This window comes from Sinorhizobium terangae (assembly GCF_029714365.1).
Lineage (GTDB): Bacteria > Pseudomonadota > Alphaproteobacteria > Rhizobiales > Rhizobiaceae > Sinorhizobium > Sinorhizobium terangae.
Window position 1 is genome coordinate 1,933,714 of the sequence record NZ_CP121659.1, and the last position, 15,628, is coordinate 1,949,341.

Sequence of the window (15,628 nt, forward strand, 5' to 3'; positions counted from 1 at the left end):
CGCCGGCCTATTAATGACCGCTTACGGGGCGCTAAGCGGATGTAAATAGTGCCGGCTGCCTCCGGCACGCGAAGCGCCACCGCTGGCTTCCCCTGCCCGCTCAGTTATATGGCGAATTGCAGGCGCGGCGCGGTCCATCGTGGGGCTGGAAGGTATTGTCGGTCGACCGGTAGGAGATGTAGCGCTCGCGGCACCAGCGCATATGGGCATTGGCGTCGTAGCGGATCAGCTGCTGCTGCCGGCGCACGCGTCCCGGGTCGAGTGCTGGCGGCTTCGGCCCGCCGACGGTCGCGCCCGGGCCGATGCCTATGTCGTAAGGCTGGCCGCGATAGCGCGCGGCGGCGCCGGAGTTCGGATAACGGTTGACCTGGAAGTCCCGGTATTCCCGCTCGATGAAAAGCTCGTGGCGGGACATGCCCCGGTAGCCGCTGCCGTAGTTAGTGCCATAGTTTCCCCTGAGCGGCACGCCGATGCAGACGCCGATGCACGGCGTCTGGGCCTTGACCGGCGGCGCGGCCGAAACGGCGGTCAGGAGCGCAAGTGCGATGGTGGCTGCAATCTTCACGGGCTTCACCTTTCCCTTCCTTCATGAAGGAACGTTTCTCACGGCAGAATTGATCCCCCGTCAATATACACCATCTGGCATTGAAAGGCCGCGCGACCCCGCAAGCTCTCTCGCCTACAGCGCCGCGCGTTTTATCGGACGCGCAAAGGGCGCTGTAGCACTTTGAAGCGCTGCATGTTTGTTTCCTTAAATCGGGCACGATTTAGGGAAACATGCAGTAGGCTGGCTACTGAATGCTCCCCCTCAAGACCTGCAGGGCCGCGCGTCCACTCGCTGCTGCCTCGTCGGCCGCGGCATGGGGCGGCTCTCCTGCGCGCCGCCGAATTCAAGGAAATAGCATCCCCCGCGCGTGTGTTTTAACGCGCGGTACCCTCAGCACACGGGTCACCCGTATCCACCGTCAATAGTAAGGCGAGACACACACCTGGCGCGGACCGTAATAGGGCTGGAACGTGTTGTCGTAAGCCCGATAGGACCGGTAGCGCGCATAGCACCAGTTCGTGTGCGCATTGCCACCATAATAGGTCTGGCGGTAATAGCGCGGCGCGTAGTAGCGCGGACGGTAGGTCGGGGCGTAGTAGCCGCCATTGTAGTAGCCGCTATCGTAGTAGCCGCCATTGTAGTAGCCGGGGCCGTAATAACTCGGCTGCGCCAGCGCGCCGCCGAGGAGCGCTCCGACAGCAAGCCCGCCGAGCGCCCAGGCCCAGTCATCGTCGCCGCCGCCATGGTGGTGATGATGGCCGCCGTGATGGCCGCCCCATCCGCCCCTGTGTCCGCCGCGATGACGCCAGTACTGGACCGGCTGCACATCCGGCACCCCGATCTTCGGGGCCGTCGGAGCGGAAATGGTGGGAAACGCCATGGCCGGCGGCACGCTCGTCAGCGCCGTCGCCAGCGACAAGGCAATGATAGATAGCCTCTTCATTGGCTTCACCTTTTCCTCCACAGCGCCGCGCGTCAAACGTGGCGCGCAAACGGCGCTGCGGAACTCTAAGTCTGCTGCATATTTTTGTCCTTAATCGGTTTCGATTCAAGCAATTACGCAAGCAGCAGGAAAGCATTTCGTTCAAATAATGGCCGAATCACGGTACCGCGCGACCCACCGCGAAAAAACTGCGATATCTTGCTCGCGAGACGCCCGCTCGACCGCGACGGCCACTACGGCGTTTTCTTCGCTGCCCGTCACATCGCAACAATCAACTTGACCAACGCAATCCGTCAGTGATGTATCCGAACAGGTGTCCGCCATGTCCCCGGGGCTAAACAACAAGCACGGGGAATGAGGAAATTCGCGGCTACGGCCGAGCGAAAAATCATGCCAACTGAGGAACGCCCTGTCACGCCCGCGCCGACCATCGGGAACGCTCTTGCCGCTACGGCGTTATCGTCTCAACCGCAGCGTTCGTCCTGCATGTTCCCTTAAACCGGGATCGTTTTAGGGGTAAAATGCGGGAGGTGGCCTTTTTGCGTCGGAAGTGACGTTCGGGCGCCGGAGAGAGGGCGCATGCTGCACGGCGTCCGTGCTGTGGCCGGATGCTGGAACGGACACAGGAGCAATGCCATGAGAGTATCTCTGAAAACACTCGTCCTCACATCCGCCCTTGTCGGCGCGGCCGCACCGGCCCTTGCCGACATGTACTATGTGGATCGCGCGCCGACAGGCAGTATCTACTACGCCGATCCGACACCGGACGTCGTTTACGTCGATCCGATGCCCACCGGCAGCATCTATTATCAGCGCTCTTATCGGATTCCGCCGGCGAACCTGGGGGCGGCCCGCGATCGCTACACCAACGAATACCAGGGCAGCCACCAGAACGACTACTACCTGGGCATCACGCCCCCGCCAACAGCGCCGTGAGGCTGTGGGATGTCGTCATTGCTGCATGATTCCTTAAATCGGAATCGATTTAAATCATGCAGCAATTCAAAGCGCTACAGCGACCTTTGCACGTCCGGTTAGACGCGCGGCGCTGTGGCAGGAGGCTGCTCCAGACACTGGAAACTGCCAGTGTCAAGGAAAATATTCCTATAATTGCTCAAACAGAGCACCGCCCTCTCCATATTCACGCAAGCCCTTGTCGAAGAGCAGCGCGTTGAGGCCGCGTTTCAACCATGCGAGTTGCGGCTCCGGCATCAGCCGCAGGCCCTCATAGTCCATGACGCAGACGTTGAAGACAGTGGTTTTCACCTGCCGTCCTTCCGCGCATCCGGAAAGCACGCTGTCGAGCCGCATCATCCGATCGGCGGCCTTCAGCGCGATCCGCGCGCGCTCCTCGGTCGTCTCGCCCGGGTGTCCCGCGACGCGATCGAGCGCCTGGGCCCGCACGCTCGGGTAGGCAATGCCGTTCCGATGATAATAGCGCGCCATCGCCACGGCATAGTCATCGCCCGCCTCGCGCTGCTCGGCGGTGATTCGCCCGTCCAGGAACAGGCGGCCGAGCGTGTAGCCGGCAAAGGCGCTCGTTGTGTCCAGCCCGTGCATGCGCTTGCGCGCCGCCAGTGCCACCGCGATCATCTCCTTTTCGCTCTCCTGTCTTGACCATTCCGGCCGGATCTTGCCGCAGGCAAAGCGCGCGGCATTGACCTTGCGCGGGCGTCCAAGCTGGGCCTTGCGCTTTGCACGCAGTTTGTGGGCTTTGCTCGTCATTTTCGGGGTCCTTTCAAAAGCGGGGTAGGAAAAGTGTGAAGCGGTTTTGCGTCTAGCCCGCGTCAACAAGAAGCGGGGTAGGAAAAGTGGTTCCCGGCATCCGTTCCTCGCCGCGCGATAGGAGAGCACGGTGAGGAAAATGTCCGTCCGTCTCGTCCCAGTCGGGCGCGGAGCACGTGAATCGATTTCTCTGAAATCAAGCGCAACTCCTTGAAACGCTTACGCCGATCGCCAAGCCACGACCGGCTCAGGCCTCCGCGGATCGCCGTTGGACGACGCCGAGTACGGTCACATGGTTGCGGCGGAAGATGCGGCCGATCAGCGGTAGCGAGAGGTCCTTGCGGGCGTCGTAGACGGCGCGCATGCAGGCGTGCCGGGGCTCGACCAGCCGGCGCTCGCGCCGCACGCTGATGATGTCCTCCCAGCTGACCCCCGGGAACCGTTCGAGCACCGCCGCAACGATCTCCTCGACCGGCGGCCGGTCGCCGTCCTCGGCCTCCTCGCCCGCCCGCTGTCCAAGCAGCACCTGCGCCTGGGCGATCAGCCGCGCCCCGGCATCGGCAAGCTCCGTCTCGAGCGCCGCGATCCGCCGCGCCTTCGCCGCGTTGTCGCTCGCAAGCGCTTGGACCCGCCTTTCGAGCTCCGCCGCCGCGGCCGCCGAAACGACCGCGTTTGTCGGCCGGACCAGCCGTTCGCGCACGGCGCCGTAGTGCTTGCTGAGCCGTGCCAGTTGCGACTGTGTTTCTTCCGAAGGGTTCGTCATTCCTCTCTGCTGTTTCCCCTGCCGGCGCGCTCTTTGCCGGCCCTTGTTCTGCGAGCCCAACAATGGCTCAATTCATTTGCCGGCTAAGTTTTTCTCAACCGACATGGTAACTGCACGAAGCGGTCGACGGACACAGCCACCTGCACCGTCTTCGCCATCATTTTTGTCGAGACCGGCGCCGCGATCCGCCATCCATCGATGTTCTCGAATTCCCGCACGGAGCCAACCGGCGGGAACTCCCTCGGCCGCGGTCGGCGACGTCTGGTTCGGGTGCGAAGCCCTGTCGGTTGAGATCCAGCCGGCAGGGCTTCGCGCTGACCGCCGGGGAGGAGAGCGGCGATCAGTTCTGCGGGGTGCAGGAAAAGTGCGAAGCGGTTTTCCGTCTGCAGCCCGCCCCCCCAAGAAACCTCAGGAGTGCAGGAAAAGTGCGAAGCGGTTTCCGTCTGCACCCCACACTCCCAAGAACCACGGGGCGCGGGCTTTTCCACACCTCAAAGCCGGGGAAGATCGTGCGTGGCGCCCTTCTGCCGACGCCGCTCGGTCCCCCTTCGCGCATCGCAGTAGATGCTCCACAAGACTGATCTAGGGCACCGCCGAAGGCTTGAAAGGCGCGCACCGGACGAAGGTCGGTAAAATCTTACGCTGCCGCCTCTTCATCACCATCCTCCGTTGTTCGCGTTTCCATGTCGGCATGAATGACATTGTTCATGTTGTCATGTCAACATGATTTGTGTTATTCATGTCGATATGTTCCGAACCACGAGCAAGAAACATGTTCCGAGCCATGAGCGACAAAGCTGAAAGATTGCGCGAGGCGCGCCGGAAGGCCGGCTATCGGTTTGCCTCCGATGCCGCGAACGCGCTTGGCGTCGTCGCCTCGACCTATCGCGCCCACGAAAACGGTCAGAACGACTTCGAACTCGCCGAAGCCAAGATCTACGGCCGCCGTTTCAATGTCGATCCGTACTGGCTGCTGGAGGGCGACCGCCGGACCGGCAACAGTGCTGCGCCCGTGGAGCCAGTGGGCGTCTACAAGCCGAACGGCACGAGTGTCACCCCGATCGTGGGCCAGGGCAAAAAGATCCCGGTCTTCGGCCAAGCCGTCGGCGGAGTGGATGGTGAATTCCTAATGAATGGCAATGTGTTGTACGAAGTCATGGCGCCGCCGATCCTCTCGGACATTTCCGGCGCTTATGCAGTCTCGGTTTCCGGCGATTCCATGTATCCGCGCTATGAGGACGGTGAGGTCTGCTTTGTCGACCCCAAACGTCCGGTGAGGCGCGGCGACTACGTGATCGCCCAGATCCGGCTCGAAGAAAATGGCGCGCTGCTCGCCTACGTCAAGAAGTTCGTCCGCCACAACACCGCCGAATTGGTGCTCGAGCAGTTCAACCCGCCAAAGGAACTCCGCTTCGACGCCAACACCGTCCACTCGGTCCACTACATCGCACTCGCCGGGAACGCGTGAGGCGCGGGTGGCGGCGCCTCACCCTACCGGCCGTCATCCTCGGGCTTGACCAGAGGATCCGAACACGGACAGCAGATGGCGCCCTGAACATAAGCGGTGACTCGGTTCTGGATCTTCGGGTCAAGCCCGAGGATGACGGAACGGGGAATGCCCGTTGCCCCCATCAAGTCAGTTGAGCTGCGTGGATGCGCCCCGCGCCGCTCTTGATTCCCCCATCGAACAAAATTCCATGTCGACAACACCAAAACAACACGATCCGTGTTGACATAGACAAAGTCGCACGCGATGTTGCGGTCAACACAAACAACACGACCGATGCGGCAGCCAGACCCATCGGTGACCGGGAGAGCGCGCCGGCATGTCCATCCTCATGATAAAATCCGGCCTGCACGGCCACATCGACGAACTCTTTGCCGCCGATCTTCGCCGATCGAGCGATGCCGAGAACCAGCAGGCGCTGAAGACCTTTCTGGCGAGTGTTTATTCCAGCCTCGCCTCGCTTGCCTGGCATCTCGGCGCCGATGGCAATGTGTTCCAGCGCGAGGCCCTGCCCGCCTCCGAGCTCACTGACGACGCCTTCTTCGCGCTCAACCACGAGCGCGAATTTACCGTAGGTGGCACCGGCCGCGACCAGCGCCAGGTCGGCACCCACAATCATCGCCAGCAGTTTTAGGTGGTCATGATGCGCGCCGAAACCTACGCCGTCGTCAATCTCGCCGCCTTGAACCTGATCGAGGCGATGAGCGCCGCCTATTATGCGACCGAAGCCGAGGCCGCCGCCCGGCATGCCTTTCGTGTGAGGGAAATGCTGAAGAAGATCGCTACCGCGCTCGAACGGGAGCCCGCCTATGGGACTGTCGAAGCCCTGCATGTTGTGCCAACGTTGGGTGATGCGACGGGGAACGCGCCGAAGCCCGCCGGCATCGCGCCCCCTCAAGCGACAAAGCCCGCCTCCCCTCGCTTGACGCTCGTATCGGGCCGCTCGGCCGCGCCAGCAAGCCCGGCTGAACGGTAGCCGGCATAAGAATAGGGCCAGCGAGGCCCTGCCCCGCACTTTCGCCTTCGCTGCGTCTCCTTGATCGGCATCAAGGTGCGCGCCCCGGCGAGCGACTAAAAGCTTCTTTCATGGATGGTATAGAGAGCGCTCCGGGAAGAGTGCGCGATCCGAAACCAACTGTATGTTTCCTTAAGTCGCAGCCGATTTGAGGATAAGACATGCAACGCGAAGTGCTGCAGCATCCCCTGCGCGTCCGACAAGACGCGCGGCGCTGCCGTTAAGGAGGGGTGTCATGTTCGTCAGGGAAATGACCGAGCAGGAATGTATCGCGCTCGTCGCCTCGGGCCGCCTCGGCCGGCTCGCCTGCTGCCGGGAGGGCAGGCCCTATATCGTTCCGATCCACTATGCGCTCGCCAGCCGATGCCTCTACGGCTTCTCGATGCTCGGACAGAAGATCGAGTGGATGCGCGACAATCCTTGCGTTTGCGTCGAGGTCGACGAGCTTGTGAGCCACAACCAGTGGAAGAGCGTCGTCCTCTCAGGCCGCTACCTGGAACTGCCGGATACCGATCAATGGCGCCATGAGCGCCTGCATGCCTGGTCGCTCCTCGAAAAGCACGTCAACTGGTGGGAGCCGGGCGGCCTGAAGCCCGGCCCGCAGCCGATCGCAGACGCCTCCCCGCATGTTTTCTATTGCATAGACATCGAGGAGATCACCGGCCGCGCGGCGATGGCGGGCGAACCGGTATAAATGCCGTTTAAGCCTCTCTTCCGGGGCCGTTCCTTCGCCTCATGCAGAGATTGCGATGATCTCGAGCTCTTGATCGCCGACGCCGACGACATCGCCGACGGCTTCGCCCATGAGAATCCTTGCGACCGGCGAGACATAGGAAATCGATCCCGCCTTAGGATCGGCTTCGTCCTCTCCCACGATCCGATAGGTCTGCACACGCCCGTCGTCACGGCTGAAGGTGACCGTGCTGCCGAAGGCAACGGTGTCGTTTGATGTCGGGTCGGGCACAAGCTGGGCCGAGCGAACGCGTTCCGCAAAGTAGCGCAGATCGCGCAACGGGTTTGCCGCCTGCCGCCGCCGTTCGTTCACGTCTTCGATCGCGTTCGTCGCATCATAGGCTTCGCGCGCCTGCCGGAGCTGCATTTCGAGCGCCTTCAATCCCGCTTCCGTGACCAGGTTCGGATGGGGTGAAATCGCACGGTCGGGCAGCAGGGTTTCCGCAGCCGTTTCGGCACTTTCTTCCTTGACGAAGGCAACGCTCACGATCGAACTCCGTTTAAAGCAATTCCAGGAATAGTGTATAGCGGTTTTCCATCTGGAATTGCGCAGTCTAGAGGAGCAATTCCCGGAAAAGGGTGTAACGGTTTTCCGTCCGGGAATTGCGTCTTTTCAAGGACGCGATGTCTGACAGCGCCGGCGAAAACAACAGCGTTGTCAGAATCCGGATGCGGCGACCACGGACCCGACCAGTGGCCGATGCGGATGCCTACTATACGATGTTTCCGATCGCCGGCGCGACTGGAATCCCGCCCGGTGCCCAGCGTCCGCTTCCGGCGCCCATGCCGATCTCCACCGTCAACCTCCGCGCGTCCACAATTTGCCAGACACTTCGACATTTCTGTCATGACTTTGCCCTCTAGCAGAGGTTGAGATATCCACCACCCGATTCGTCGCCGACAGAAAGGTCACAAATGACAAGCCTAAAACTGGCAGCTTTCAGCCTGATCGTCTCAACGCTCCCCTTCTCGCCCGCTGCGGCAAACGAAGACGCCTTCCAGTCGAAAGCGAGCGCCGCCTTTGCGGGCGTCATCGAGGAATACAAGATTCCCGGGCTCGTCGTGGGCATGACCAAGAACGGCGAGCATGGCTTCTATGCGACGGGCCTCGCATCACGTGCCGACAACCGTCCGGTAAACCCCGACACGCTTTTCGAGCTGGGATCGATCAGCAAGGTCTTCAACGTGACGCTGGCGGCGCTCGCCGAACAGCGCGGCCAGCTATCCCTGGATGACAAGGTTTCCCGCCATCTGTGCGCCGACGCCTGCTCGATCGGCAACGACATGATACTCATGGATCTCGCGACCCATCATTCCGGCGGGCTGCCGCTGCAGGTTCCCGATGACATCGCGGACACGAAAGAGCTCGTGAATTGGCTCCAGGACTGGCAGCCGCCACAGCCTGGAACGCGCAGCTATTCCAATATCAGCATCGGCCTTCTTGGCCACATCGCCGCAAGCGCGATGGAAATGGACTATACGCAGGCGGTCGAGACGGTGCTGATCCCCGCATTCGGTCTTGAGAACACCTTTATCGACGTGCCCGCCAAGGCGATGGACAACTACGCCTTCGGCTACGAGCGCAAGACCGACAAGCCGATCCGCGTCACCCCGGGCGTCCTCGACGCGGAAGCCTACGGCATCAAATCGAGCGCGCGCGACATGCTGAAGCTCCTGGATGTGGAACTCGGAAACGCGACCGTTTCCCCGGAGTTGAAAGCGGCTGTTGAGCGCACTCGGGAAGGCCAGTTCAGAACCGCCAAATTCACGCAGGACATGATCTGGGAGCAGTACCCCTGGCCCGTCGATCTCGAGACGATGGTGGCGGGTAACGGCTATGATTTCATCCTTCATCCGCAGAAGGCAGAAAGGATCAAGCCGGCGCTTGCCCCGCAGAAGGATGTCATCATCAACAAGACGGGATCGACGAACGGCTTCGGCGGCTATGTCGTGCTGCTTCCGCGCGAGAACCTCGGTATCGTCGTCCTCGCGAACAGGAACTATCCCAATGAAGCGCGAGTTCGGGCAACCTATGCCCTGATCGAAGCGCTGCTTTCGAACTAGGGCATAGACTCATAATGATCTGATATCGTGACCTGGATAGCCCACGATATGTCTTCGACCATGTATGAGCGCCACGACGGCGGCAATAGCTTTTAGCTATAGGATGCCAACGCATTACAGCAGCCTCCTAGTCGCCATTTCGACCTGTATCGTTTTTCTGTACGGTTCCATCCGCTTGGGTGTCGGAAAGCGGTTTCGCGTGCCTCTACGGAGGATGTCTGCAGTCGTAGGGTTGCTCTTTGCCAGCTACTTGTTGATCGATGCCTTTGAGGGCTTTTCGATCCTCGTCGGCGTTGGAGTGCTGCTCGCGACGTACGGTCTCTTTGATCCAGAGTTTGGGCGATGGCGAGCAAGCGAGTTAGGAAGCAACCAGGTGTATCATAATTGGCTTGATCGTTGGGACGAGCGGCGGGCGCGGCGCGGTGAGGAAGCGAAGAAAGTAACGGATTTCATTCTCGACGCCGGCAGGGCCATTCCGGGCGAGAAGAGGATAGAAACCATCGACGAGTTTTGTGTCCTTGCGGACCAGGCCCTGTCTGATTCAAGCTTTTACGATGAGCCGAGCGGGAGCACTCAGGGCTTTGAAAGGGACGATGGGTGGCTCAGATTTCCATCGGGCATTTCTACTGACGTCGAAGAGAACAACGTCGTTTGGGCAAAAATCACCGAGAGCGGCTCGCTCGATCAGGCATTGGTGATTTTTCATCACTGGAATGCCAGCGCCCGAAATCGTCAGATTGCCAAGTTTTCTCGCAGCGTGGGATCACGGTTGTCGAGATTGCTATGCCTTATCACTTCGAGCGCAGCCGTCCCGGCTCGCTGTACGCCGATTATATGCTTAGTTCGAATCTCGGCCGAACGATCCAATCTGTAAGGCAGGCCGTATGGGACGGGCGAAAGCTCATCCGCTGGCTGAAGAGCGAAGACTATCGAGAGGTCTCGGTTCTCGGCATGAGCCTTGGCTCATGGGTTGCGGGATTGATCGCTGCGCATGATCCGGGTGTATCGAAGGCCTCATTATTTTTGACGGCGGGTAGTCTCGCAGACATGGTTTGGACGGGGGGCGCGCGACCCAATCGATACGTGACAGCCTTGAGCCCGTAATTGAGCTCACCGATCTCCGAAAGGCATGGAGTCCGCTCAACTTGGAGAATTACGCGCATAATCTGGCACGGCCTGGTCTCGATCTTCACGTTGTGTTGGCTGAGAGAGACAAAGTGGTTTTGCCAGAGCTGTCGGAGAAATTCATGCCGTTTACTGCGAAGGTGACATGATCGTCGCTGGCAAAGAGAGTGACCCTGTTACCGAAAGCCGCAGAAGGCCTCAGGCTGCGGTGTTGGGACGTGACCAGTGCCCACCTTAGATCGCGTAGATCAACGGTCACGTCCTTCTCACTTCGCAATTCAAATCGATGTTTTGGTCCTGCCGGAAGATCGTTGATCACGGCGGCCTCGCATCATTCGTCGCCTTGATAGTGCTGTCAGCTCTCCGATTGAGGTTGGAGAGTGCCTATGCGCGACTGGAGTCGAGCTGCTCGTTCTTCTGTATGACTTCTTGCGCCTTTGCATAGCTTTCGATCAGCAGCTTGTAGGGCGGGAAGATCAGGGTGTACAGCTCGGCCCACTGCTGGGCATCGTCGCGGTGCCAAGTGCTCTGCAGCTCAGACGCGACAGCGGCGGTGTCTGTCGGGACGACACCAGCCTGCACGATGCGAGCCAGCGTGATCTCCTGCGCCATCTTGGAGTAGGTGCCAGAGGCGTCGACAACCGCGAATACTTTATAGCCCTCCTGAACGGCACTGATTGCGGGGAACGCCATGCATACGCTCGTGACCGTGCCTGCGACGATCAGCGTCTTCTTTCCAGTCTTTCGCACAGCCTCAACGAAATCTGGGTTGTCCCAGGCGTTGATCTGACCCGTGCGCGCGACATATTGAGCGTGCGGTGCGGCCTCATGAATCTCGGGAATCAGGGGGCCATTGGGTCCCTGCGGAACAGACGCTGTTGTAATTACCGGTATCTTGCAGAGCGTGGCCATTTTGGCGAGCGCGATAGCGTGATTACGCAATACCGGCATCGGCATATCGGCCACGGTTTGGAAGAGACCACTTTGATGATCGATCAACAGCATCGCGGCGTCCTTGGGGTCGATCACCGGACGAGCCCCATTGAAATTAGCGGGTGCGGTCATGGAGTAATCCTTCCTCTTGGGCTGTGGTGGCGCCTTGGTGTGTTTCTAGAACTGAAGGGGCGCGAGCTAAATTAACGCGAGTTGAAACCGCTTTGCTAGACTAAGACTAGTTGCGCTTACAGAACCCTGTGTCAGGGCAGATCGAACAATCGGGCCCCCAGCGACGCTATCACAGCAAGCGTCGGGTAGCTGTCGGTGATGTCGGAAGCCTTAAAGGGGCTGCCGGCGTGCAGCGCATCGTAAGGTAGCGCCTTCCCGCAGTACAAGCCAAGGGTATAGCCAGACGCGATACGGCAACCGTTCTAGATGGCGTCTTCGTCTGCCGACACTCGCGAAGCCAGCAATGGCGACTGCTCAGCAACTTCCATCAGCCCCTCCCAAGGAAGCGGCGGGGTGAAGAATTTCACAAGGTAGTCGATAAACATCCGGATCTTTGTAGATACGTGATGTGTTGGCGGATAGATCGCGGCTATCGTATAAGGGGGTTGCACGGTGCCAGGGGGCAGCGCCGGGATAAGCGTTCCTTCGCGCAGCTCCTTGGCTACGAGGAACATCGGCATTGATACGATCCCCACCCCCGCAACCGCCATATCTCTCATTGCTTCGCCATTGTTCGTGACGATTCGACTACGCATGGTGACCGATACGGGCTTCCCACCGGCCCTTTCGCTTTCGAAATCCCAGATGCGATTGGCGTGAACGTAGGCGTAATCGATGCAGGTGTGCTCGGTGAGTTCGGCGACACTCTTTGGAAGCCCGTGTGCCTTTGCATAGCTCGGACTACAGCAGACGAGCCGCGTACATTCGCAAAGCTTGCGCGCCTTCAGGCGAGAATCTTTCAGATGCCCTATGCGGATGCCAAGATCGTAACCGCCGTGAACGAGGTCAACGAGACGATCCTCATAATCGATGGCCATCTCCAATTCAGAATGGCGCCGCGCAAATTCTGCAATCAACGGACCGAGATACATGATACCAAACGACATTGGTGCCGTGATGCGGAGCTGCCCTTGCAGGGGCCTCTGCCCTTTTGCTGACAGGCTTTCTGCTGTTTCATTGATCTCGTGCAGCAGCGGGACAATGCGCTCGTGGAAAGCCTCGCCATTTTCTGTCGGTCGAACCTGACGGGTCGACCGCAGAAAAAGCTCGACGCCCAAAGCGTGCTCCAGATCACTGATACGCTTGCTGACGACAGACTTAGATAGATTCATGCGCTCGGCGGCGGCCGTGATGCTGCCAGCCTCCATCACGCGAACAAACGCCAGGATATCGTCGAAACGCCATCGCATCGTTCTACCGTATCGAACAATAACTTCGATGGGAAGCCCCGCGGCCTGCTTGCGCGGCCGCATTATTCATGCCAGGTGACACCACCCTCGAGGTGCGGACCATCAATGGCATTCCCCTCTACAATGCGGACGCTCCACATCAAGAGACGCGAGCTGCCAGCCCTTCTCCGCGACGTACATCTTGAGAGTCGCTGCGGTACCGGCGCCGAGCGAGGCGAACAAGAGGTTGAAGGGCGGCGGGCCTGCACCTGTCCTCCCATGTTTTGGGCTAATACATGTCGCCCAAAAGTGCGCAGCGGTTTTGAGCGACACGCATAAAAGCAGTGACCTAAAGCGTGTCGCATGCGTCCGATGAACGCGACGCGCTTTACAGTGCCCGCGCGTCCAATCGGACGCGCCAAGGCCGCTGTAGCACTTTGATTTGCTGCATGATTTATCCTTAAATCGATTCCGATTTAAGGATAAATCATGCAGCGTTTGCGATCGGTACGCTTCAGCCAACCAACAAGCGTGAATGCTTGCCGAGCAGTACGCGCAACAGGAAGATGATCACTAGGCAGCTGAGCAATCCGAGACAGAAGATGATGGCTCCTCCGCCGATCAAGTTCCAGGTCGAATCGGGTGATGCAACAACAGCGGACGCGATCCGAAGACAGATGCGAAAAACGAAGCCGTGCAGCAGATAAAGTCCGAAAGCACTCAATGCGACCAGATCCAAAGTGCGTGCAACCACCAGGGGAAGGTCCTTGCACCGTCGCCAAAGCCAGATCAGGATGAGAGCGCCAAGAGCGAGCTTTTGGACAAAATGTACGCTCTCCCGCAGCGATGTCGGCCCCCATTTGTCTATGCCATGAGTGTATAGGAACCAGAGTAAAGCCGTCGTGATAGCCGCAACAACGCCGAGCAGCGGCAGATATCGGGCGATCGCGCCCAAACGTCCCTCCACGTCCTCACCCATGTACAGGCCGATGACGTAGGTGCCGGTGAAGAAGATGCACGTGGCGATCGTGACGTCGGTTCCTGTCCGAGAGAAAAAGAGCGGCAAGGTAACGGCCGCAATTAGCATCGGGTATCTCGCGGCAGTGGTAAGCAGCCGATGAAGGATCGGACTGAGCGCGTAGAGCAGTACAACCACCGGGATATACCAATAGGTGTTTTGAGCTTCGCCCCAAAGAACGTTGTAGGAAAGAAACTTTGTGAGCGCGATTAAATCGTGGATGCCCTCAACGCCGTTCCATCTGAAGAATAGTAGCGTCGAGAACAGCATAGACATCACGATATATGGCACGACGACTCTTAGGAATCGCTGCTTGTAAAACAGAAAGGTGGGTCTCTTTGAAAGACGCGTTGAATAAATTATTCCGGATATTATCGCCAAATACATCGTCGTGTCATGAAACAGAATGTCGTTCACGATTAAGAAGCGATTCGACGGAGGAACTTGCTCGTCAAAGCCCCGCAGCATGAAGACACGACATGCATGCAGAACGAGAATCTGAAGAATTGCCACTGCACGAAAATAGTGGATGTAGACGAGATGGCCACTCGTCAAGAGCGTAGCATGCAGTTCAACCGCGGAATCACTGGGTTTTGTGATCAGGTCGACCAACGCCTGGCATCCTGAGTGAGTTGCAGCCGAAACTTCACATTCCCACCAAGATTTGTAAATATATCCAACGGTCTAGTAAGGGTGGCGTAAGTTATTAGCCTCGTACGCGGACAATCGTTCGAGGCTACATTCTTTACATGGCAAGGGCATTCTGGATGCTTTTTTGGGTATTGTAGTTTTTTCTACTGGATGCAGAAAAAAAACGGCCCATGCCTTTGGCACAGACCGACACCAGAGGTCATCCTATTTACTATAATAGGAGTTTACGGGAGCCGGCTGCTCCGCGCCACGGACTTTAGTCTTATAAGACGGACGCAAAGGTCTTAGAATCTGCCAGCCCCTAACTGAAATGTGGAAGGACTGTAAGCTGGTCCTATTTGGCCAGCGGTCTCGACAAACCTCCGTTACCTGCCTCAGCCTTTCTCAGATCTCGCCTCCACGAAAGCATGGCGAGAAACGGGTGATGGAAGAACAGGTGACGCCTGTCAGAGGCTCATGAAAGCGCCGTAGCAATTCAAAGTGCTACAGCGACTTTGTGCGGCTGAAAAGACGCAGGTAGCCGACGTTGGGCCGAGTCTGTCACTCGGCGCGCTCGCGCTCTTTCTCGACGGCATGGACTAGGGAGTGAACCACCACGGCATAGAACAACAATCCCGAAGCCGATCCGAGCACGCGCCCCCGCATGAGCTGCAGAAGGCCGATCCCTCCCAGAGCCGAGGACAACATAGGGCTCCCCAGGAGGCGGTGCGCTGCGTAAGAATGCCAGAAGAATTCGCTTGCAGGGCCCAATGTTCGCCTTCGCAAGACCTGCAAAAGACCGAACCCGAGAAGCCCCGCGCCAGCCGCCTTGAGAAGACCGGTGTGACCCACGGGTTTCAGCGCGCGCACGACGGCGCGGTTGCTGAGTGTGCCGGGTCGCTCGGCACGAAGCTCGAAGATACGGCGGGCCGCGGCGTCGTCGCGGAGCGCGTCGATATCACTCGAGTGCCATATGGTGATACTACCTGTCTGATGGTTCGTCTTCAGCTCGGCGATAACGCCGTTGTCGGCGAGATCCCGCGCGACGCCCTGGAAGAATGATGCATCGCCACGCTTGGAAGGAACTTTCAGGCGCACGCGCCCGGGTGACTCATGTTCAAGGAAGGCGATCGGCAGCATGTCGTCCATCTCCCCCAAAGGGTGACCAACACGGATGTATCAGGGTATCGTTAGACACCCACGCCTGACCACGGGCAGCGATCCAC

At 59.2% G+C, this 15,628-nt stretch carries 15 protein-coding genes and 3 pseudogenes; 9 read left to right on the top strand and 9 right to left on the bottom strand.

Going from position 1 to position 15,628, the window contains the following annotated elements:
* Nucleotides 1-100: 100 nt before the first annotated feature.
* Nucleotides 101-565, bottom strand: coding sequence for a BA14K family protein (locus QA637_RS09230; RefSeq protein ID WP_283064939.1), 465 nt, complete (start codon nt 563-565; stop codon nt 101-103).
* 400 nt (nt 566-965) lie between these two features.
* Nucleotides 966-1,490, bottom strand: a complete 525-nt coding sequence (locus tag QA637_RS09235) for a BA14K family protein (RefSeq protein ID WP_153442821.1) — start codon at nt 1,488-1,490, stop codon at nt 966-968.
* A gap of 120 nt (nt 1,491-1,610) precedes the next feature.
* On the opposite strand from QA637_RS09235, the pseudogene QA637_RS30985 reads away from it, so the two are divergent.
* Nucleotides 1,611-1,848, top strand: a pseudogene (locus QA637_RS30985) (hypothetical protein); the annotation flags it as partial.
* 221 nt (nt 1,849-2,069) lie between these two features.
* Complete coding sequence (locus tag QA637_RS09240; protein WP_380784563.1) at nt 2,070-2,426, top strand: hypothetical protein; 357 nt, start codon at nt 2,070-2,072, stop codon at nt 2,424-2,426.
* Nucleotides 2,427-2,594: 168 nt separating this feature from the next.
* Here QA637_RS09240 and QA637_RS09245 read toward each other — a convergent pair whose 3' ends face one another.
* Together QA637_RS09245 and QA637_RS09250 are read right to left on the bottom strand one after the other, a co-directional pair.
* Nucleotides 2,595-3,215 carry a hypothetical protein gene (locus QA637_RS09245; protein ID WP_153442817.1) on the bottom strand — a complete coding sequence of 207 codons (621 nt, stop codon included), beginning with the start codon at nt 3,213-3,215 and terminating at the stop codon, nt 2,595-2,597.
* Between the two features lie 247 nt (nt 3,216-3,462).
* Nucleotides 3,463-3,978, bottom strand: coding sequence for a helix-turn-helix domain-containing protein (locus QA637_RS09250; protein WP_153442815.1), 516 nt, complete (start codon nt 3,976-3,978; stop codon nt 3,463-3,465).
* Nucleotides 3,979-4,762: 784 nt separating this feature from the next.
* Between QA637_RS09250 and QA637_RS09255 the strand changes: the two genes are divergently transcribed.
* From QA637_RS09255 to QA637_RS09270, 4 genes are all read left to right on the top strand, one after another.
* Entirely contained in the window at nt 4,763-5,446 is a 684-nt protein-coding gene (locus QA637_RS09255; protein WP_283064813.1) for a LexA family transcriptional regulator, read from the top strand.
* 358 nt (nt 5,447-5,804) lie between these two features.
* The gene (locus QA637_RS09260) at nt 5,805-6,119 is read left to right on the top strand and encodes a hypothetical protein (protein WP_153442811.1); all 315 of its coding nucleotides are present in this window, start codon (nt 5,805-5,807) and stop codon (nt 6,117-6,119) included.
* Between the two features lie 6 nt (nt 6,120-6,125).
* Complete coding sequence (locus tag QA637_RS09265; RefSeq protein WP_153442851.1) at nt 6,126-6,461, top strand: hypothetical protein; 336 nt, start codon at nt 6,126-6,128, stop codon at nt 6,459-6,461.
* Between the two features lie 274 nt (nt 6,462-6,735).
* On the top strand, nt 6,736-7,194 hold the full coding sequence (locus QA637_RS09270; RefSeq protein ID WP_153442809.1) for a pyridoxamine 5'-phosphate oxidase family protein: 459 nt from the start codon (nt 6,736-6,738) through the stop codon (nt 7,192-7,194).
* 39 nt (nt 7,195-7,233) lie between these two features.
* Here the strand turns inward: QA637_RS09270 and greA are convergent, their stop codons facing one another.
* Nucleotides 7,234-7,719, bottom strand: a complete 486-nt coding sequence (gene greA, locus QA637_RS09275) for a transcription elongation factor GreA (RefSeq protein WP_283064816.1) — start codon at nt 7,717-7,719, stop codon at nt 7,234-7,236.
* A 428-nt stretch (nt 7,720-8,147) separates the two neighbouring features.
* On the opposite strand from greA, the gene ampC reads away from it, so the two are divergent.
* The 3 genes and pseudogenes from ampC to QA637_RS09290 form a co-directional block, all read left to right on the top strand.
* Nucleotides 8,148-9,296 carry a class C beta-lactamase gene (gene ampC / locus QA637_RS09280; RefSeq protein ID WP_283064818.1) on the top strand — a complete coding sequence of 383 codons (1,149 nt, stop codon included), beginning with the start codon at nt 8,148-8,150 and terminating at the stop codon, nt 9,294-9,296.
* 21 nt (nt 9,297-9,317) lie between these two features.
* Nucleotides 9,318-9,669 (top strand): annotated as a pseudogene (locus QA637_RS09285) (RcgA family putative transporter); the annotation flags it as partial.
* Nucleotides 9,670-10,546, top strand: a pseudogene (locus tag QA637_RS09290) (RcgR family putative quorum lactone hydrolase); the annotation flags it as partial.
* A gap of 259 nt (nt 10,547-10,805) precedes the next feature.
* On the opposite strand, the gene QA637_RS09295 reads toward QA637_RS09290, so the two are convergent.
* The 4 genes from QA637_RS09295 to QA637_RS09310 form a co-directional block, all read right to left on the bottom strand.
* Nucleotides 10,806-11,486: a hydrolase gene (locus QA637_RS09295; RefSeq protein WP_283064819.1), complete on the bottom strand. Its 681-nt coding sequence runs from the start codon at nt 11,484-11,486 to the stop codon at nt 10,806-10,808.
* Between the two features lie 302 nt (nt 11,487-11,788).
* Nucleotides 11,789-12,838, bottom strand: coding sequence for a LysR family transcriptional regulator (locus QA637_RS09300; RefSeq protein WP_283064821.1), 1,050 nt, complete (start codon nt 12,836-12,838; stop codon nt 11,789-11,791).
* A 430-nt stretch (nt 12,839-13,268) separates the two neighbouring features.
* The gene (locus tag QA637_RS09305; protein ID WP_153442802.1) at nt 13,269-14,384 is read right to left on the bottom strand and encodes an acyltransferase family protein; all 1,116 of its coding nucleotides are present in this window, start codon (nt 14,382-14,384) and stop codon (nt 13,269-13,271) included.
* A gap of 579 nt (nt 14,385-14,963) precedes the next feature.
* Nucleotides 14,964-15,542 (bottom strand): hypothetical protein, encoded by a 579-nt coding sequence (locus tag QA637_RS09310; protein ID WP_153442800.1) that lies wholly within the window; start codon nt 15,540-15,542, stop codon nt 14,964-14,966.
* Between the last annotated feature and the right edge of the window lie 86 nt (nt 15,543-15,628).

Excerpts from the sequence above, each read along its gene's own strand:
- QA637_RS09295 (WP_283064819.1), bottom strand. The coding sequence starts at position 11,486 with ATGACCGCACCCGCTAATTTCAATGGGGCTCGTCCGGTGATCGACCCC.
- QA637_RS09255 (WP_283064813.1), top strand. The coding sequence starts at position 4,763 with ATGAGCGACAAAGCTGAAAGATTGCGCGAGGCGCGCCGGAAGGCCGGC.
- ampC (WP_283064818.1), top strand. The coding sequence starts at position 8,148 with ATGACAAGCCTAAAACTGGCAGCTTTCAGCCTGATCGTCTCAACGCTC.
- QA637_RS09260 (WP_153442811.1), top strand. The coding sequence starts at position 5,805 with ATGTCCATCCTCATGATAAAATCCGGCCTGCACGGCCACATCGACGAA.
- QA637_RS09245 (WP_153442817.1), bottom strand. The coding sequence starts at position 3,215 with ATGACGAGCAAAGCCCACAAACTGCGTGCAAAGCGCAAGGCCCAGCTT.
- QA637_RS09270 (WP_153442809.1), top strand. The coding sequence starts at position 6,736 with ATGTTCGTCAGGGAAATGACCGAGCAGGAATGTATCGCGCTCGTCGCC.
- QA637_RS09300 (WP_283064821.1), bottom strand. The coding sequence starts at position 12,838 with ATGCGGCCGCGCAAGCAGGCCGCGGGGCTTCCCATCGAAGTTATTGTT.
- QA637_RS09265 (WP_153442851.1), top strand. The coding sequence starts at position 6,126 with ATGATGCGCGCCGAAACCTACGCCGTCGTCAATCTCGCCGCCTTGAAC.
- QA637_RS09240 (WP_380784563.1), top strand. The coding sequence starts at position 2,070 with ATGCTGCACGGCGTCCGTGCTGTGGCCGGATGCTGGAACGGACACAGG.
- QA637_RS09310 (WP_153442800.1), bottom strand. The coding sequence starts at position 15,542 with ATGCTGCCGATCGCCTTCCTTGAACATGAGTCACCCGGGCGCGTGCGC.
- QA637_RS09250 (WP_153442815.1), bottom strand. The coding sequence starts at position 3,978 with ATGACGAACCCTTCGGAAGAAACACAGTCGCAACTGGCACGGCTCAGC.
- QA637_RS09235 (WP_153442821.1), bottom strand. The coding sequence starts at position 1,490 with ATGAAGAGGCTATCTATCATTGCCTTGTCGCTGGCGACGGCGCTGACG.